Genomic DNA, 18,694 nt, shown 5'->3' with positions numbered 1-18,694 from the left:
TTAACGCTCCCGATCACAGATAGCCAGCGACGCGCAGCCGCTCGAAGGCGTCTTCGGTCTCGTGGTCGAGCGCGCGCCCGGCGCGCTCCGGCACCTTGGTGTTTTCCAGCTCGGCCAGGATCTCCGCGATGTTCGAGGCGGTGGAGGCGACCGGGAAGGTGATGTCCTGATCGCCGAGCGAGCGATAGCGCTTGCCGTCCTTGGCCAGATAAAGCGGAATGATCGGGATGTTCTCGCGCTGGGTGTAGGCCCAGATGTCCGCCTCGGTCCAATGCAGGATCGGATGGATGCGTAAGTGCGCACCGGGCGGCGGCGAGGCGTTGAAATGGTCCCAGAACTCCGGCGGCTGGTCGCGCACGTCCCAATTGCCCTCCGCTCCGCGCGGCGAGAACACGCGTTCTTTCGCGCGCGTCGCCTCCTCGTCGCGGCGGATGCCGGCGATCAGTCCGTCAAAGCCGTATTTGGCGAGCGCCATCTTGAGGCCCTCGGTCTTGCGCGCGGCCGAGCGCGCCGCCGGCGGCAGGGTCGGATCGACGGCGTCGATCGGCGGGCACGGGTCGACCTTGAGGTCGAGGCCCCATTCCTTCGCGTAAGTGTCGCGGAAGGCGTACATCTCTGGAAACTTTTTGCCTGTATCGACATGCAGACACGGAAACGGGACGCGGCCGAAGAACGCCTTGCGCGCCAGCCAGATCATCACGTTGGAGTCCTTGCCGAGCGACCACAAGAGCGCCAGCTTTTTCAGCCGTGCAAAGGCCTCGCGGAGAATGTAGATGCTCTGCGCTTCCAGCGCGTCGAGATGATCCATCGTCGGCGCCGAGGTCAGGATGCGCGGCACGGAAGATGCTTGATCGACCTGCGAGGCGGCCAGCTTGTCTTTTGCGAAATCATTGTCGAGAACGTGCATGCTCCGAGTCCTGGCCTACCGAGACGAAAATTCTATGGTAAGCGCCGAAAAAAGAGGAAAAAATTTTTCTCTTTACCGGCGAGGTTGGACACTTATATAGAAAATAATTCCAGTCAACCCCGAAGAGTCGAAACGCCAGGACGCAATGCAATATCTACCGGTGTTCCTTGATCTGAAGACCGGTCCCGTGCTGCTCGTCGGCGCGGGGGAGCTGGCGCTCGCCAAACTTCGGGTGCTGCTCGCAGCCGGCGCGCGCGTGCGCTGGTTTTCGACCGGCGCTGCGCATGATCTCGCCGGCCTGCGTGACGACAACGAGCAGATCGAATTCGCCAATGGCGATCCGCTGACCGCTGAGCTCACCGGCGTCATCGCCGTGCTGTGCGCCGGCGCCGGCGATGTCGGCGTGGCGATGTCGGCGCGCGCCAAGTCGCTCGGTCTGCCGGTCAACGTGATGGATGATCTCGATCATTCCACCTTCATCTTTCCGGCGATCGTCGATCGCGGCGACGTGGTGGTGGCGATCGGCACCGGCGGCACTTCGCCGGTGGTGGCGCGCCGCTTGCGTGAAAAGATCGAGGCGGTGCTACCGGCGCGGATCGGCGAGCTCGCGAGCTTCATCGGCGCGTTCCGAAAGACGATCAATTCCGGTATTGCCGAGATGCCGCTGCGCCGCCGCTTCTGGGAGCGCATCGTCGACGGCCCGATCGGCGCGCTGGTGCTCGCGGGGCGCAAGGCGGAAGCGGAAGCCGCGCTGCATGGCATCGGCGATCCCACCGCTTACGCGCGCGCTGATGCAGGCCAAGGCGAGGGACATGTGACCCTGGTCGGCGCCGGCCCCGGCGATCCCGATCTGCTCACGATCAAGGCGCTGCGCGCGCTGCAGGACGCCGATATCGTCTACTATGATGAATTGGTCACGCCGGAGATTCTGGACCGTATCCGCCGCGATGCCGCGCGCGTTCCGGTCGGCCGCCGCATCGGCAAGCCCGGCATCGGCCAGGAGGCCGTCAACAAGCTCCTGATCGAGGCCGCGCGCGAGGGCAAGCGCGCCGTCAGGCTGAAGGGCGGCGACGCCTATGTGTTCGGCCGCGGCGGCGAGGAGGTCGATGCGCTGCGTGATGCCGGCGTCGCTTATTCGATCGTGCCCGGCATCACGGCTGGCCTTGGCGCCGCCGCGCAATTCGAGGTGCCGCTGACCTTCCGCAATAAGGCGCGGCGCATCACCTTTCTCACCGCGCACAAGACCCATGATGCCGAGGCGGTCGACTGGTCGGCTTTGACCGACACCGAGATGACGGTCGTGGTCTATATGGGCATGACGGCCGCGCCGACGGTGCGCGCCGGACTGCTCGCCGCCGGCCGCTCGCCCGACACGCCGGTCGGCGTGTTCGCCAAGGTGACGCGGCCTGACGCGCAGGCCGCGGTCGGCACGCTCGGGCAGTTGCCGGATCTGATCCGCAGGATCGACGGCGGTCCCGCCATTCTCATCATCGGCGACGTGGTGGCGCATTCCGCGCCATGGCGTCAGCAGAACCTCAGCCGCGTGATCGCGCACATCCTGGAACCTGCCTGAAATGACCTCTCCGCTCGAACAGAAAATTAAGATCACCGGCCCGTCCGTGATCACTGCAAACCGGACCGCTGACGGCGCGGTGATCTGGCGCACCACCGCGAAGAGCTGGTCGACCGAGATCGCCGACGCTGCGATCGTTCGCACGGTCAACGATGCGCGCGCGCTGCTCGTCGAGGCCGTCGGCGATGATGTGGGCGCGGTCGGTGCCTATATCGCACCGGTCGAGATCGAGGATGATGGCGCCATCAAGCCCGGCAATTTGCGCGAACGCATCCGGGTCAAGGGCACCACGATCGCGCTGCCGGCACAGCCGGCTCAGGTCTAAGAGGCTATTTACCCATGTATGCTTACGACGAGATCGATCGCACGCTGGTCAATGAGCGCGTCGCTGAGTTCCGCGACCAGGTGAAGCGCCGCCTCTCCGGCGAGCTCACCGAGGACGAGTTCAAGATGTTGCGGCTGCAGAACGGCGTGTATCTGCAGCTGCACGCCTATATGTACCGCATCGCCATCCCCTACGGCACGCTGGCGTCGGATCAGCTGCGGCGGCTCGCCCATGTGGCGCGGCGCTACGATCGCGGCTATGGCCACTTCACCACGCGGCAGAACATCCAGTTCAACTGGATCAAGCTCGCCGAGTTGCCGGACGCGATGGCCGACCTTGCTGAAGTGGGCATCCAGTCGATGCAGACCTCCGGCAACAATCTGCGCAACGTCACCGCTGACCAGTGGGCGGGTGTTGCGCCCGGCGAAATCGAGGATCCGCGCATCTGGGCCGAGCTGCTGCGCCAGTTCACCACCCTGCATCCGGAGTTCTCGTTCCTGCCGCGCAAGTTCAAGATCGCCATCACGGCCTCCGAGCATGATCGTGCCGCGATCAAGATCCACGATGTCGGCCTGAAGCTGATCAAGAATGCCGACGGCGAGACCGGCTTCGAGGTGTTGGTGGGCGGCGGCCTCGGCCGCACGCCCTTCATCGCCAAGACCATCAAGCCGTTCGTTCACGGCCACGACATCCTGAGCTATCTCGAGGCGATCCTGCGCGTCTACAACCAGTACGGCCGGCGCGACAACATCTACAAGGCGCGGATCAAGATCCTGGTGCACGAACTCGGCGTCGAGAAGTTCGCGGCCGAGGTCGAGGAGGAGTGGCAGCAGATCCGCGACGGCGTGCTCAAGCTCGACGACGACATGATCGAGGACATCCGCTCGCGCTTCTTTTATCCGGCCTACGAGACGTTGCCGCATATGCCCGACGAGCTGAAGCGGGCGGCGCACGATGCGAAATTCGAGGCCTGGCGCAAGAACTCGGTGTTTCCACACAAGGTGCAGGGCTATGCGATCGTCACCATCTCGCTGAAGCCGGTCGGCGGCCCGCCCGGCGATGCCACCGCCGAGCAGATGGATGCGCTCGCCGATATCGCCGATAAATACTCCTTCGGCGAAATCCGCGTCGGCCATGAGCAGAACCTGGCGCTGCCGCATGTCAGGAAGCGCGACCTGCCGGCGCTGTGGAAGGCGCTTGACGCGGTCGGGCTGGCGATCCCCAACGTCAATCTCGTCTCCGACATCATCGCCTGCCCGGGCCTCGACTACTGCTCGCTGGCGAATGCGCGCTCGATCCCGATCGCGCAGGAATTGACGCGGCGCTTTGCCAACCATGACACCGCGAATCTGATCGGCCGGCTGCACATCAACATCTCCGGCTGCATCAATGCCTGCGGCCATCATCATGTCGGCCATATCGGCATTCTCGGCGTCGATAAGAACGGCGAGGAATTCTATCAGATCACGATCGGCGGCCGTGCTGATGAAGGTGCCGTGCTCGGCACCCTGATCGGTCCCTCCGTGCCTTACGGCGAGGTGGCTGATGTGATCGAGGATATTGTTGAAGCCTATCTGGCGCTGCGTGCGCATCCGGATGAGCTGTTTGTCGACACGGTGAAGCGGCTCGGCGTCGAGCCATTCAGGGAGCGCGTCTATGCCACTCGTTAAGGGCGGAAAAATCACCAGCGATACGTTCGTCCATGTGGCCGACGATGCCGAGCTGCCGGAGCAGGCCGCGCTCCTGGTGACGGCAAAGCGCTTCCTCGCTGATCCCGAAGCGCTGCTGAAGCGCCCGGGCAAGCTCGGCGTGATCTGGCCGAATGCCCGCGATGTCGACGACCTCGTGCCCTATCTCGCTCGGCTCGCGCTCGTCGCCCTGGTGTTTCCGACCTTCCGTGACGGACGCGCCTATACCCAGGCGCGGCTGTTGCGGGAACGCTATGCCTATCGCGGTGAGCTGCGGGCCACCGGGCAGGTGCTGCGCGATCAGTTCGTGTTCATGCTGCGCGCCGGCTTCGACGCGTTCGAGGTCAAGAAGCAGGCCGATGCCGAGGCGTTCGCCGAGACCGTGAAGCGCTATTCGGTGTTCTATCAGCCGGCCGGCGACGGACGAATATCGGCACTGCATCGGCGCATGCAGCTGCGCCATTCCGAGAGTGCCGGCCTATGAACGCTCATGCCGTACCTCAATGGACGGCCGACGGTCTGACGTCGGCCGCTGAGCTCGACGCAGCGCTGAGTGCGGCCACGCCTCAGCAGGTGATTGCGGCCGCGCTCGATGTCGTCGGGCGCGAGCGGCTGGCCGCCGTCTCGTCCTGTCGGTACGGAATCGGCGGCGCTGTTGAAAGTCATCGCCGATGTCGATCCTGCCATTCCCGTGATCTTCCTCGACACCGGCTGGCTGTTCGCGGAAACGCTGAGCTACCGCGATCAGCTGGTGGAGCGGCTCGGCCTGCGTGACGTGCGCTCGATCAAGCCCGACGCCGAGACGCTGGCGCGCGAGGATGCCGACAACGAGCTCTGGTTTTCCAATCCCGACGCCTGCTGCCGCATCCGCAAGGTCGAGCCGCTGGCGCGGGCGCTCGGGCCGTTCGATGCTTGGATCAACGGCCGCAAGCGCTTCCAGGGTGGTGCGCGTTCGACGATTTCAGTCGTCGAGCAGGATGGCGGCCGGCTGAAGTTCAACCCCTTTGCCAATATTTCGCAAGCTGAGATCGCCGCGATCTATGCCGAGGCCAAGCTGCCGCCGCATCCCTTGGTCGCGTCCGGCTTCCGTTCGGTCGGCTGCATGCCGTGCACCAGCCGCGCCTCGGCGGACGAGGATGCGCGCGCCGGGCGCTGGCGGGGCCGGCCCAAGACGGAATGCGGCATCCATACCGTCAGCACTCTGTAGCACAACCGTGCTGTCGGAACCGAAACAAGAAAATGCGGTTTCGTTGACTTGCGTCGCAACATGCGGCGTGTTGCATCGCGCGCTCGCGCGAATGCGGCGGCCGGTTAGGCCATATTGCCAGGGAATGGAGAGCTCAGATGATGCGACGACTGTTCGCTGTTGCTGCGGCGCTGGCCTGGGCGGGATCAGCCTATGCCGCCGACATCACGCTACTCAACGTCTCCTACGATCCGACCCGCGAGCTCTATGTCGAGTTCAACAAGGCGTTTGCCGCCGCCTATCAGAAGGACACTGGCAAGAGCGTCGAGATCAAGCAGTCGCATGGCGGTTCCGGCGCCCAGGCGCGCAGCGTTATCGACGGGCTGCAGGCGGACGTCGTGACGCTCGCGCTCGCCTATGACATCGATGCGATCGCGGCCAAGGGCCTGATCGCGCCTGATTGGCAGAAGCGGTTCCCACAAAATTCTGCGCCGTACACCTCCACCATCGTGTTCCTGGTGCACAAGGGCAATCCCAAGGGCATCAAGGATTGGGACGACCTCTTGAAGAAGGGCGTCGACGTGATCACGCCGAACCCCAAGACATCGGGCGGCGCACGCTGGAACTATCTGGCGGCCTGGGGCTATGCCCTGAAGAAATATGGCTCGGCCGACAAGGCCAAACAGTTCGTCGGCGATCTCTATCAGCACGTTCCGGTGCTCGACACCGGGGCGCGCGGCGCCACCGTGACCTTCGTCGAGCGGGGCGTCGGCGACGTGCTGCTCGCCTGGGAAAACGAGGCCTATCTGGCGCTCAAGGAGTTCGGCAAGGACAAGTTCGAGATCGTAACCCCCTCGCTGTCCATCCTGGCCGAGCCGCCGGTCGCCGTGGTCGACAGCGTTGCCGACAAAAAGGGGAGCCGGAGCGTTGCTGAAGCCTATCTGAAATACTGGTATACGAAGGACGGCCAGGAAATCGCCGCACGCAATTCCTATCGTCCGCGCGATGCGGAGGTGGCCAAGCAGCATGAGAACGAGTTCGCCAAGGTCGAGTTGTTCACGATCGACGACGTATTCGGCGGCTGGACCAAGGCGCAGAAGGACCACTTTGCCGAAGGCGGCATCTTCGATCAGATCTACAAGAACTGATCTGGAGACCAGGGAGCCCGGCGGGGTAGTTTGTTGACGATTCTCGCACCACGACGCAGCACCTTGCCGGGCTTTGGTCTCACCATGGGACTGACGCTGACCTGGCTGTCGCTGATCGTCCTGATTCCGCTCGCCGGGTTGTTTGTCCGCTCGACCGACCTGAGCCTCGATCAGTTCTGGGGCATCGTGACCAGCCGCCGCACGCTGAATGCGTTGCGCGTCTCGTTCGGGCTCGCTTTCGCGGCGGCCTGCGTCAATCTGGTGATGGGTACGATCGTGGTCTGGGCGCTGGTCCGCTACCGCTTTCCGGGCCGACGGTTGTTCGACGCGATCGTCGACGTCCCGTTCGCGTTGCCAACAGCGGTCGCCGGCGTGGCGCTGACCTCGCTGTTCGCCCAGAAGGGCTGGCTCGGCGCGCCGCTGGCCGCACTCGGCGTCAAGGTGGCATTCACGCCGCTCGGCATTTTCGTCGCGATGATTTTCATCGGCATCCCCTTCGTGGTGCGGACGGTGCAGCCGGTGCTGATCGATCTCGATCCCGAGATCGAGGAGGCCGCTGCGAGCCTGGGCGCCGGCCGCTGGCAGATCGTGACCAGGGTGATCCTGCCCAGCCTGACGCCGGCGCTCCTGACCGGCTTTGCGCTCGCCTTTGCCCGTGCGGTGGGCGAGTACGGCTCGGTGATCTTCATCGCCGGCAACCTGCCGAATGTCTCCGAGATCGCGCCGCTCCTGATCGTGATCCGGCTGTCGGAATACCGCTATGCCGATGCCACCGCGATCGCCGTCGTGATGCTGGTGGTCGCCTTCCTGATCATCCTCGCCGTCAACCGGCTGCAGCGCTGGACGCAGAGCCGGGCACCGCTAAATTAGGGACGCGCCATGAGCATCGAGATGAGCTTGCAACGTCCGCGCGTCACATCCCCTGCGCAGAGCACGCGCGCCGCCAAGGCCGCGCGCCGGGATCCGCGTACCGAGCTGCGCCCGATCCGCATCATCATCACGACTCTCGCCATCGCATTCCTCTCGATCTTCGTGGTGCTCCCGCTCGTCGTCGTGTTCGCGGAAGCCTTCGCCAAGGGCGTAAGCGCTTACGCAACGGCTCTCATCGATCCCGAGGCGCTGTCCGCGATCCGCCTGACCCTGCTGGTGGCGCTGGTGTCGGTGGCAACCAATCTGGTGTGCGGCCTGGCGGCAGCGTGGGCGATTGCGAAATTCGAGTTTCCCGGCAAGACCGTTCTGATCACGCTGATCGACCTGCCGTTCTCGGTGAGCCCGGTCATCTCAGGCCTCGTCTTCGTGCTCCTGTTCGGCGCGCAAGGCTTCTTTGGCCCCTGGCTGCAGGCGCATCATCTGCAGATCCTGTTCGCCTTTCCCGGCATTGCGCTCGCCACCGTGTTCGTCACCTTTCCGTTCGTGGCCCGCGCGCTGATCCCGCTGATGCAGGAGCAGGGCACGCAGGAGGAGGAGGCGGCGATCTCGCTCGGCGCCTCGGGCCTGCAGACCTTCTTCCGCGTCACCTTGCCGAACATCAAATGGGGCGTGCTCTATGGCGTCCTGCTCTGCAATGCGCGCGCGATGGGCGAGTTCGGCGCCGTCTCGGTCGTCTCGGGCCACGTTCGCGGCGAGACCAATACGATGCCGCTGTTGGTCGAGATCCTCTACAACGAGTACCAGATGGTGGCCTCGTTCGCGATCGCCTCGCTGTTGGCGATGCTCGCTCTGATCACGCTGATCGCCAAGACCGTTCTTGAACGTCAACTGGATGAGGAGGTCCCGCGTGACCATTGAAGCGAGGGGCGTCGTCAAGACGTTCGGCACGTTCAAGGCACTCGACAACGTCGATTTGAAGGTCGCCAATGGCGAGCTGTTGGCGCTGCTCGGTCCGTCCGGCTCCGGCAAGACCACGCTGCTGCGGATCATCGCCGGGCTCGATTGGCCCGATAGCGGCGAGATCCTGTTCGATGGCGAGAACGCGCTCGAGCGCGGCGTGCGCGAGCGCCATGTCGGTTTCGTGTTTCAGCACTATGCGCTGTTCCGGCACATGACGGTGTTCGAGAATGTCGCCTTCGGCCTGCGCGTCAAGCCGCGCAAGATCCGCAAGAGCGAGGCGCAGATCCGCAGCAAGGTCTCCGAATTGCTCGACCTGGTGCAGCTCGACTGGCTTGCCGACCGCTACCCGAACCAGCTTTCCGGCGGCCAGCGGCAGCGCGTGGCGCTGGCGCGTGCGCTTGCGATCGAGCCGCGCATCCTCCTGCTCGACGAGCCGTTCGGGGCGCTGGATGCGAAGGTGCGCAAGGAGCTCAGGCAATGGCTGCGCTCGCTGCATAATGATCTCAACGTCACCTCGATCTTCGTCACGCACGATCAGGAGGAGGCGCTCGAAGTGGCGCATCGCGTCGTGGTGATGGACAAGGGCCGGATCGAGCAGGTCGGCGCACCGACCGAGGTCTACGACAATCCGGCGACCGCCTTCGTCCATGGCTTCATCGGCGAATCCATCACGTTGCCGGTCGAGGTGTCGGCCGGTCACGTCGCTCTCAACGGCCGGCCGTTGGACATCACGGCGGAAGACGCTGCGTCCGGCGCCTCCACGCTGTTCGTTCGCCGCCACGACATGCTGATCGGTCCCGCCGGCAGCGGCAGCCTGCAGGGCGCCGTCACCCATGTGCGCAGCTTCGGCCCGGTCCAGCGGGCGGAGGTCGCGCTGGCAGAGGGCCCGACCACGATCGAGATCGACGCCCCGCGCGACCGCGAGCTGAAGGTCGGCGACCTCGTCGGGCTGAAGCCGCGGCGGTATCGGATCTTTGCGGGGTGAGGGTGCGTGCGCCGCGCGGAGCTGGCTGCCAGCTCCGTCCGGTGATGCATAGCGAGCTCGCGCTCTCATCACGTAGAGCTCGGTTCGGAGACCGCTCGCAACAAAACAGATGTCGTCCCGGACAAGCCCGGCAACGCGTTAGCGTTGTCGGGCGCCGATCCGGGACCCATACTCCCGAACGCCTGTTGTGAGGCATGCTGGAGCGACATCTCGCTCGCAACGACCGCCGCGGAGTATGGGTCCCGGCGCAAGGCCGGGACGACACCGAGTTCTTGGCATCATGCTCGGCGCGATACGGAAAGGCGAGCCGACCGCAGACATGGCTCCGGATCGCTTCATCCCAACACGCTTGACCGCGCCAGCCGTATGGTTGACGAAGCGTTGCCGGGCGAATGGCTCTATTTGTCCTGATGGAACTTACCGTCGATTCACCTTTCAGCCACGGTTGATGTGCAACAACCCGGCTCTCTCATCGGCACAGGGACTGGTTCATTGAAGCGTCTGGCTATCGCTCTCTCCATTGCATTGCTGCTCGCTGGCTGCGCGGCGGACGCGCCCGTCGTGCAGACGCCGTCGATGTATCTCGACATGGCGACGGCCGGCGCGCAGCTCGATGCCGTCGCTGCTGCGACCATGATCTCGCAATACCGCCAGAACAACGGGCTCTCCACGGTCGTGGTCGATCCCGAGTTGATGAAGCTCGCGGAATCCCAGTCACAGGTCATGGCCGACAAGAACAAGCTCGACCATGACGTCCGCGCGCCGTTAGCCAAGCGCCTGACCGGCGCCGGCTACCAGGCGACCGTCGCGGTCGAGAACGTCTCGGCCGGCTATCATACGCTGGCGGAAGCGTTTTCGGGCTGGCGCGATTCCCCGCCGCACCGGGCCAATATGCTGAAAAGCGGTGTCACAAAAATAGGCATCGCGGCGAGCTATGCGCCGAATACCAAATACAAGGTGTTCTGGACCATGATCCTGGCGGCGCCGGACGGCAAACAGCCGTCCTGATCCTCTTGAGCCGGCTGTCGCGCGGAGGTCATTCCGGCGCAATAGGCTCGCGGGATAGTCTCTGGTTCTTGTCACCATAGCCTGCGGACGGATTGACGTCACCGCGAAGTGACGCCACGCTGCTCCGTGTTTTGATATTCAAGCGATAGTGATGACCGAACATCCTCTTCCGGCACCGCCGGTCACCCCCGCAGAGGCGCAGCGCGTCCTGGTTCTCCAGGGCGGCGGAGCGCTTGGTTCCTATCAGGCCGGCGCCTATCAGGCGCTGTGCCACTACGGTTTCGAGCCGGAATGGATTGCCGGCATCTCGATCGGCGCGGTGAATGCCGCCATCATCGCTGGCAATGATCCCGAGAAGCGCATCGCTCGGCTGAAGGAATTTTGGCAGCTGGTCTCGGCGCCGGTGCCGTGGAAGCCGCTGCTCAATGGCGATCACGGCCGCTCGGCCTTCAACGAAGCGAGCGCGGCGCTGATCGCGACCTTCGGCGTGCCCGGCTTCTTCACCCCGCGCATTCCGCCGGTGCAGCTGTGGCCGGCCAGCACGCCGCTGTCGCTCAGCTATTACGACACGGCGCCGCTGAAGAAGACGCTGGAGCGGCTGGTCGATTTCGACCGCATCAACGACCTGAAGACCCGGCTGTCGGTCGGGGCGGTCGGCATCACCACCGGCAATTTCGTCTATTTCGACAATTTCGAGTTTAGGAAGCGCGGCAAGCGGATCGGCCCCGAACACATCATGGCTTCCGGTGCGCTGCCGCCGGGCTTTCCAGCGATCGAGATCGAGGGCGAGTATTATTGGGACGGCGGCATCGCCTCCAATACGCCGCTCGACTATGTGCTCGACGCGGAAACCGACCGCGATCTCCTGATCTTCCAGGTCGACCTCTTCAGCGCTCGCGGCGAGCTTCCGAAAACGCTGCTCGATGCCGCCGAGCGCGAAAAGGACATCCGCTATTCCAGTCGGACGCGGATGAACACCGACAAGAACCGGACCATCCACAACACGCGCAGGGCGTTGCGCGATCTGTTTGCCAAGTTGCCGGACTATTTGAAGAACGACCCTTCGCTCGAGATTCTCTGCCAGGCCGCGAAGGAGAACACCGTCACAGTCGTGCATCTGATCTATCGCAGCAAGAACTACGAGAATTCCTCCAAGGACTACGACTTCTCGCATGTCGCGATGGTCGAGCATTGGGAAGCCGGCGTGCGCGATGTCCATCAGTCGATGCGGCACAAGGATTGGCTCGAGCGTCCGCAATCCGGCGAGACCATGATCACCTACGATCTCACGCATGACGGCGATGGGCCTGCCGCTAAAAAGGAGTGAAGCACATGACGACGAATCTCGCAGGGAAAACCGCAGTTGTGACCGGATCGACCAGCGGCATCGGGCTCGCCATCGCCCGTGGCTTTGCCGGCGCCGGCGCCAATATCGTGATCAACGGCTTTGGTAACGCCGCCGACATTGAAAAGGAACGCACGGCGATCGAAAGCGACTTCAAGGTCAAGGCGGTCTATTCGCCGGCCGACATGAGCAAGGGCGCCGAGATCGCCGAGATGATTGCGCTCGGCGAGAAGAGCTTCGGCTCGGTGGACGTCCTCGTCAACAATGCAGGCATCCAGTTCGTCTCGCCGATCGAGGAGTTTCCGATCGAGAAGTGGGAAGCGATCATCGCGATCAATCTTTCCTCCGCCTTCTACGCCATCCGCGCCGCCGTGCCCGGCATGAAGAAGCGCGGCTGGGGCCGCATCATCAATACGGCCTCGGCGCATTCGCTGGTGGCCTCGCCGTTCAAGTCGGCCTATGTCTCGGCCAAGCACGGCATCGCCGGCCTGACCAAGACGGTGGCGCTCGAACTCGCCACCCACAAGATCACCTGCAACTGCATCTCGCCGGGTTATGTCTGGACGCCGCTGGTCGAGAAGCAGATTCCGGATACGATGAAGGCGCGCAACCTGACCCGCGAGCAGGTCATCAACGACGTGCTGCTCGATGCGCAGCCGACCAAGGAGTTCGTCACGGTCGACCAGGTTGCAGCGCTGGCGCTGTTCCTGTGCAGCGACAATGCGGCGCAGATCACCGGCAGCAATATCTCCATCGACGGCGGCTGGACCGCGGAGTAGGGCTCAGGCTTCGAGCAGGGTGGGTTGCGCGCAGCGAGACCCACCACCTCCTGTGCAGCGATGGGTTTCGCTTTCGCTCAACCCGTTCTACAAGCGTCGGAAGAAGCGCCGATGGGACCGGGCCTGGCTCATCGTCACTCTGAACGGCCTTCTGGCCGCGATCTGAGAGGGCGTGGCATCGCAGGATGGGTAGAGCCGAAGGCGAAACCCATCACGTTCGCGAAGAACTACCGAGAAGAACTACGAAGATGGGTATCGCTGCGCTCCACCCATCCTACAGGACTGCAATTCGGCGCTGACGCGCCGGCAGTTCGGTGCACGGTCTTGCAGACTTGATCACGCCCGCCCGGCGAACAGGCGGCCGCCGACGCTCTGGCCCGGCGGCAGCACCACCACGGTCGTCCCCGTGGTGACCCGGCTGTACAGATCGGCCACGTCGGTATTGGTCATGCGGATGCAGCCTGACGAAATTGCCTGGCCGATATATTCCGGCTGGTTGGTGCCGTGGATGCGGTACAGCGTGTCCTTGTTGCCCTGATACAAATAGATCGCACGCGCGCCGAGCGGGTTGGCGGGGCCGCCGGCAACCCGCTTCGGATAGGGCCCGAGCCGGGCCTGGATTTCCGGCGTCGGCACCCAGTCCGGCCACTCCGCCATCTTGCCGACCGTGGCAACGCCGGAGAATGCCATCGCTTCCTCGCCGACCGCGACGCCATAGCGGATCGCCTTGCCGTTCGGCATGACGTAATAGAGATAGCGCGCGTCGGTATCGACCAGGATCGTGCCCGGCGCTTCGCGGCGGTCATAGTCGACGATGTGCCGCTGGAATTGCTCGGGGATCTTGGCTTCCGCGTAGGGGGGATGCGCGAGCAGTTGCCGGTCGCGCGGCGTGAAATTGGCCTCCGAGGACGGCGACAGCGTCGCCTGCATGCAGCCGCCGAGCAGGAGCAATCCTGCCAGCGCAAACGCCAGCCCCGTCTTCGACATCACGTCAATCTCCCCAAGCGCGCGTTCCCCACGCACGACTTGCCAATTTGCTGGCTCAATCGTGCTCAAATCAAGGCAGAACCATCAACGGTTGCGTGATCAAGGGAACTCGTTGTTTGATGCGCGGGTGTTGCCGCCGCGTAACAGTCCGTCAAGCGGACCGTGGTAGCTTCGCGGGGCTTCAACCGGACGGCACAACCGAGTTCGTCGGTTGTGCCGGCGGGTACGCGGGGGATCACGGCATGAACCCATTGCGTTGGTCGCTGGCCTGTGTCCTGGCCTTGGGCATGGTCGCGGAGCTTTCGAGCGAAGCGCGGGCGCGGGCGCGACCGCACGTCGTCAATGCGCACGGTGCGAAGGCGAAGAAGGCCGACACGAAGATCGCCGCGCGTCACCGACGCGAACTCGCCAATGCGCACGGCAACAAGCGAAAGGCCGTCGAAGCGAAGCACGCTGCCCCGGCTCCGACTGTGAGCGCCGCGCCCGAGGCGCCGCCTGCGGGCCCGCCATTGTCGCCAGATCTTGCCGCGCTCAAATCGGCGCTCGAACTGATCCGCAAGGGCAAGACGAGTGAGGCGGGTGCTCTCGTGACGGCCATCGAGGACCCCGCCGCACGAAAGCTCATCGCGTGGTTCATGTTGCGGCATGCCGAGTCCGAGGCGAACTTCACCCGCTATGCGGCCTTCATCCGCGACAATCCGGGCTGGCCGCATGTCGGCCTGATGCGCCGCCGGGCCGAAGCTTGTCTTTGGCAGGACAAGGGCGATGCGTCGACGGTGCGGAATTTCATCGGGGAGCAACCGACCAGTGCAAAGGGCCGGCTTGCGCTGGCGCGGGTTCTTGTCGCGGAAGGCGACCGTGAGGCGGCCGCGCAATGGGTCCGCAAGGTCTGGCAGTCGGAGGATCTCTCCGAGCGAACGGAAGCCGAGGTGATCTCCACCTTCGGCGAGCTGCTCTCCTCGCAGGATTACCAGGCGCGAATGGACAAGCGGCTCGGGGTCAAGGATTTTTCAGGAGCGGCGCGCGCAGCGCATCGTCTTGGCAGCGATGGGCTCGCGATCGTCAAAGCCTGCATTGCCGTCAAGGGCGACGAGAAGAAGGCGCTCGACCTGCTTGACGATGTGCCGGGCGACGCACGGCGGGATCTCGGTTACGCGCTGTGCCGGATCCAGTGGCTGATGCGGCACGATCAGATCGCCGAGGCCACGAGGCGGGTGCTGGCCGCGCCGGCGGAGGCCATGGCGCTGCAGGATGCCGATGAATGGTGGCGCGTGCGTCGCGTGCTGGCCCGCAAGCTGCTCGACATCGGCCAGTTTCACGAGGCCTACCAGGTGGCCCGCCAGGCGGCTTCCCCGCAGAACGAGAACTACCGTGCCGAGTGGCATTTCCTCGCCGGCTGGATTGCCCTGCGCTACCTCGACGAGCCGGCCACCGCACGCGCGCAGTTCGCCCAAATCGACAAGGGCTCGGCCAATCCGATCGTGCTGGCGCGGGCGAACTACTGGCGCGGTCGGGCCGCCGAGGCGGCCGGCGACCTTGCCGCCGCCCACGCAGCCTATACGGCGGCCGCACGTTACAGCACCGCCTATTACGGTCAGCTCGCGCGCGCCAAGCTCGGCCTGGAGGGGATCGAGCTCAGGGCCGAGCCGGAGACCGGGGGCGTGAGCGCAGACGAGCGCGTGCGGGCAGCCGACATGCTCTATGCGATTGGTGAGCAGAACGTCGCGCTGAGCTTCGTCACTGATCTGGCCGAGCAGAGCGACGACGCCCCGTTGCTGGCCGCACTTGCCGCGCTGGCCGGACGTCGTGATGACGCCCGCGCGATGCTGCAGATCGGCAAGACCGCGCTGGCGCGTGGACTGGCGCTCGATCTCTACGCCTTCCCGACCATCGGCATCCCCGAGCACAAGCCGATTGCTCCCGGTATCGAACACAGCGTGATCTACTCGGTCGCCCGCACCGAGAGCGGGTTCGACCAGCGGGATCGGTCGTCGGCCAATGCGGTCGGACTGATGCAGGTGACCCCGGAGGCCGGACGCGACACCGCGAAGCGGTTCGGCGTCGGCTACGATTGGGACCGGCTGGTGTCAGATCCGGTCTACAACACGCAGATGGGCGCCGCCGAGCTGAGCGCGCTGCTGCGCGAGTACAAGGGGTCTCTCATCATGACCTTCGCCGGCTACAATGCCGGGCGCGGCCGTGTGCAGGACTGGGTTAGGCAGTATGGCGATCCGCGCGATCCCAAGGTCGATCCGGTGGATTGGGTCGAGCGCATTCCGTTCGCGGAAACCCGCAACTATGTCCAGCGAGTGATGGAGAATCTGCAGGTCTACCGTGCCCGTTTCGAGACCATGCCTGTCGCCGCGAAGCTCGACGAAAAGACGTCCGCGCGCGTCGAGACGACCGGAACGGTGTCTTCGGCGCAACCGCAAGGGCAGGCTTCGGAGTAAGCGTTGCCGTTCAGCGGCGCCCGCCGATCGCCAGCACGTGCAGGCCGAGGCGCTGCTTGACGATCCAGAACAGCAGCGCGGTCTCGAAGCTCAGCGACAGCGAGGTGGCGGCCGCGGCGCCATGGCCGCCGAAGCGCGGCACCAGCGCGATGCACAGGACCAGGTTCATGGCAAAGGCAGACGCATAGGCCAGCGCGCAGGCGCGTTGCTGCCCCAGCATGTTGAGCAGCCGCTCGACCGGGCCGATCGCGGCGCGCACCACCAGCCCGACGGCCGCAATGAACATGATGTCGTAGCCGGCCGTGAACTGCGGTCCGAACAGGAACAGCAGCGGCTTGCCGAGCGCGAGCAGGACCAAGGTCGCCGCCAGCGACGGCCAGAACGTCCAGCTGATCGCATGCGCGACATAGGCCGAGAGCCGGGCCTTGTCGCCCTGGGCGTGATATTCGGCGAAGCGATGCGCTGTCGTCGCCGACATCGCGTAGTGGATGAACGACACCAGCGCGAGCGTCTTCACCACGGCGAAATAGACACCGACCTCTTCGGATGGCCGGAACTGCTGCAGCACCAGCACGTCGGTGTAGGAGAGCAGGAGATAGAAACCTTCGACCAGGAGGATCGGCAGCGAGACCGCAAGCCAGCCGCCGATGTCGTAGGCATTCGGGCCCGCCTCAACATGGCGGTCGAGCCGGCGATTGAGCACGACGAGTTGTCCGGCCATCGCGATCCATACCGCGGCGGCGCTGGCGAGCATCGCCGCGGTGGCGCCGAGCGCAAAGCCGAGCACGAACAGGCCCGCGGTGAAGGCGATGATCAAGCCCTGCCGGATGATGAATTGCGGCATCAGGCCGAGCGTCATCCAGTCATGCGAGCGGGCGATGCCGTCCTGGGTGTTGGCAACCACGAAGGCGGGCAGCGTGGCGCAGCCGATCATCAGCGGGGTGATCTCGCGCGCATCGATCCAGGGCGACAGCAGATGCACGAGACCCGCGAGCAACAGCGCTGCGACCGACGAGGCTGCAAAGGTCAGCCAGCGGCTGCCGGAGAGGAAGCCGCGCAGCTGCGCCTGCGCGCGGCGCGTCCGATATTCAGGGATCAGCTTCTGCGCCGAGGTGCCGAGCCCGAAATCGAGCATGCTGCCGAGCAGGAGCACCCAGGTCCAGACATAGACGTAAACGCCGTAATCGGCGCCGCCCATCCAGCGCGCCAGCAGGATCTGCGAGATGTAGGCAAGGCCGGCGCTGACGACGCGAATGAGAAAGATCAGCCCGGCGAGCCTGCGCGTGACTGAGGCGTCGCTGGTGCCGCCGAGGAGGTCGAGCCTGGTCTTGAACCGGGAGACGAGGCCGGCTTGTGCGGGTTGGCTTTGGCTATCCATCACGGCCACGGCGGCGGTCCATTCCTACCTCCGCGCTGTCGGCGGTGAACCGTGTCTGTATCAACCGGCCGTTAAGATTCGGTTCGACCGAACAGCTGTCGCCCGTGCGAAAGCGACATCAACCAGTCACTTTCACAATGACGGCCGCGGCGTCTGGGTCGCGGCGGTTCGCCGGGACGACAGCAAGGGTGCCGCAGCGTTTCTCCATTCGTCAAACCTACAAACCTACGGCAGATTGACGTTGAACTCGTAGGCCTTGTCGGCGCCGGCCAGAGTGAATTTCAGCGCGGCTCCGTCGGGCTTGATGCCGGGCGGTACGCCGTCGAGCGCGAAGGTGAAGCGCTTCACGCCCGGCGGGCTGTGATCCGCGGGGGCAGGGACCGGCAGCGACCATTCCGGCGTCGGTCCTTCCACGAACAGATTGACGTGATCGGGGTCGGGCGCCACCACGTCGACGATGACGTTGGAGGGGCCGTCACGCTTGACGTCGCGGATCGTCAGCGGGTTGGGATCACCGATATTGGCCGGTTTCGGCACAGCATCGAGCGCGGCGGAGAGCGTGCCGTCCTCCGTGCTCGCCACGCTGTTGAAGGCGAGATCGGCCTTGGCGTCCACCGGAATGCAGATCCGCTCGCACACCGCATAGCTGATGTCGGCGCGCAAGGTCACCGGCTTGTCGGCGCTCTTGGCAACGATTCGCAGCGGCAGCACGATCTGGTCATGATAGCCGAGCGAATGGCCGCCGGCACCGTCGTCGAACTTGGTCGGCGCCGGCCACAGCACCGTCACCGCTTCGACATTCTCCGATTTCGAGAAATCGAACCGCGGTGGAACGCCGGAGTCGCCGGGCGTGCGCCAATAGGTCTTCCAGCCGGGCTGGAGCTGGAAGGCGATACCGCCCAGCAGCACGTTGCTGCTGCGCGAGCCTGCGAGCAGCCGCACTGCGGAATGGCCGTCGCGCTGCCAGGGCGAGGCGTCTTGCGCCGACGCTGCGACCACAAGACTGGAGATGAACAGCGGCACGGCAAGGCCGAGGCGGACAGGAGAAGGAACGAACGCGGTCATGAGACGTCTCTAATGCCGGAGGCCGGCCTAAACCATTGAA

General features: G+C 64.8%; 16 protein-coding genes and 1 pseudogene. 13 read left to right on the top strand and 4 right to left on the bottom strand.

The genetic code is table 11. The features are described 5' to 3' along the window. Positions 1-13 precede the first annotated feature (13 nt). Positions 14-808 carry a sulfate adenylyltransferase subunit CysD gene (gene cysD, locus BRAS3843_RS16720; RefSeq protein WP_139024889.1) on the bottom strand — a complete coding sequence of 265 codons (795 nt, stop codon included), beginning with the start codon at positions 806-808 and terminating at the stop codon, positions 14-16. A 244-nt stretch (positions 809-1,052) separates the two neighbouring features. On the opposite strand from cysD, the gene cysG reads away from it, so the two are divergent. The 12 genes and pseudogenes from cysG (at position 1,053) to BRAS3843_RS16660 (ending at position 12,774) form a co-directional block, all read left to right on the top strand. Further along, positions 1,053-2,480, top strand: a complete 1,428-nt coding sequence (gene cysG / locus BRAS3843_RS16715) for a siroheme synthase CysG (protein ID WP_008970134.1) — start codon at positions 1,053-1,055, stop codon at positions 2,478-2,480. A 1-nt stretch (position 2,481) separates the two neighbouring features. Further along, positions 2,482-2,805 carry a DUF2849 domain-containing protein gene (locus tag BRAS3843_RS16710; protein ID WP_008970133.1) on the top strand — a complete coding sequence of 108 codons (324 nt, stop codon included), beginning with the start codon at positions 2,482-2,484 and terminating at the stop codon, positions 2,803-2,805. Between the two features lie 14 nt (positions 2,806-2,819). Continuing rightward, a complete protein-coding gene (locus BRAS3843_RS16705; protein WP_008970132.1) occupies positions 2,820-4,475 on the top strand; it encodes a nitrite/sulfite reductase in 1,656 nt (551 codons plus the stop codon). Beyond that, positions 4,462-4,977, top strand: coding sequence for a DUF934 domain-containing protein (locus tag BRAS3843_RS16700; protein ID WP_008970131.1), 516 nt, complete (start codon positions 4,462-4,464; stop codon positions 4,975-4,977). The genes BRAS3843_RS16705 and BRAS3843_RS16700 overlap by 14 nt, the downstream gene beginning before the upstream one ends. Continuing rightward, positions 4,974-5,700, top strand: a pseudogene (locus BRAS3843_RS16695) (phosphoadenylyl-sulfate reductase). The gene BRAS3843_RS16700 and the pseudogene BRAS3843_RS16695 overlap by 4 nt, the downstream one beginning before the upstream one ends. 137 nt (positions 5,701-5,837) lie before the next feature. Beyond that, the gene (locus tag BRAS3843_RS16690) at positions 5,838-6,827 is read left to right on the top strand and encodes a sulfate ABC transporter substrate-binding protein (RefSeq protein ID WP_008970128.1); all 990 of its coding nucleotides are present in this window, start codon (positions 5,838-5,840) and stop codon (positions 6,825-6,827) included. Positions 6,828-6,860: 33 nt separating this feature from the next. Further along, entirely contained in the window at positions 6,861-7,697 is an 837-nt protein-coding gene (gene cysT / locus BRAS3843_RS16685) for a sulfate ABC transporter permease subunit CysT (protein ID WP_008970127.1), read from the top strand. Positions 7,698-7,706: 9 nt separating this feature from the next. Continuing rightward, positions 7,707-8,615 (top strand): sulfate ABC transporter permease subunit CysW, encoded by a 909-nt coding sequence (gene cysW / locus BRAS3843_RS16680; protein WP_008970126.1) that lies wholly within the window; start codon positions 7,707-7,709, stop codon positions 8,613-8,615. After that, a complete protein-coding gene (locus BRAS3843_RS16675; RefSeq protein ID WP_008970125.1) occupies positions 8,605-9,642 on the top strand; it encodes a sulfate ABC transporter ATP-binding protein in 1,038 nt (345 codons plus the stop codon). Before cysW ends, BRAS3843_RS16675 begins: the two co-directional genes overlap by 11 nt. Positions 9,643-10,134: 492 nt before the next feature. Further along, complete coding sequence (locus tag BRAS3843_RS16670) at positions 10,135-10,650, top strand: CAP domain-containing protein (protein WP_008970123.1); 516 nt, start codon at positions 10,135-10,137, stop codon at positions 10,648-10,650. 151 nt (positions 10,651-10,801) lie between these two features. Further along, positions 10,802-11,977: a patatin-like phospholipase family protein gene (locus BRAS3843_RS16665; protein WP_008970122.1), complete on the top strand. Its 1,176-nt coding sequence runs from the start codon at positions 10,802-10,804 to the stop codon at positions 11,975-11,977. Between the two features lie 5 nt (positions 11,978-11,982). Continuing rightward, positions 11,983-12,774, top strand: coding sequence for a 3-hydroxybutyrate dehydrogenase (locus BRAS3843_RS16660; protein WP_008970121.1), 792 nt, complete (start codon positions 11,983-11,985; stop codon positions 12,772-12,774). A 336-nt stretch (positions 12,775-13,110) separates the two neighbouring features. Here the strand turns inward: BRAS3843_RS16660 and BRAS3843_RS16655 are convergent, their stop codons facing one another. Then, positions 13,111-13,761, bottom strand: a complete 651-nt coding sequence (locus BRAS3843_RS16655) for a L,D-transpeptidase (protein ID WP_008970120.1) — start codon at positions 13,759-13,761, stop codon at positions 13,111-13,113. Between the two features lie 242 nt (positions 13,762-14,003). On the opposite strand from BRAS3843_RS16655, the gene BRAS3843_RS16650 reads away from it, so the two are divergent. Continuing rightward, positions 14,004-16,211 carry a lytic transglycosylase domain-containing protein gene (locus tag BRAS3843_RS16650; protein WP_008970119.1) on the top strand — a complete coding sequence of 736 codons (2,208 nt, stop codon included), beginning with the start codon at positions 14,004-14,006 and terminating at the stop codon, positions 16,209-16,211. Positions 16,212-16,221: 10 nt separating this feature from the next. Here BRAS3843_RS16650 and BRAS3843_RS16645 read toward each other — a convergent pair whose 3' ends face one another. After that, complete coding sequence (locus tag BRAS3843_RS16645; RefSeq protein ID WP_008970118.1) at positions 16,222-17,598, bottom strand: lipopolysaccharide biosynthesis protein; 1,377 nt, start codon at positions 17,596-17,598, stop codon at positions 16,222-16,224. Between the two features lie 216 nt (positions 17,599-17,814). Next, positions 17,815-18,654 (bottom strand): protein-disulfide reductase DsbD domain-containing protein, encoded by an 840-nt coding sequence (locus tag BRAS3843_RS16640; protein ID WP_008970117.1) that lies wholly within the window; start codon positions 18,652-18,654, stop codon positions 17,815-17,817. Between the last annotated feature and the right edge of the window lie 40 nt (positions 18,655-18,694).

The sequence above is a fragment of the Bradyrhizobium sp. STM 3843 genome (assembly GCF_000239815.1).
Classification (GTDB): domain Bacteria; phylum Pseudomonadota; class Alphaproteobacteria; order Rhizobiales; family Xanthobacteraceae; genus Bradyrhizobium.
The sequence above is the reverse complement of the archived record's forward strand: the minus strand, read 5'-3'. Positions and strand labels throughout refer to the sequence as shown.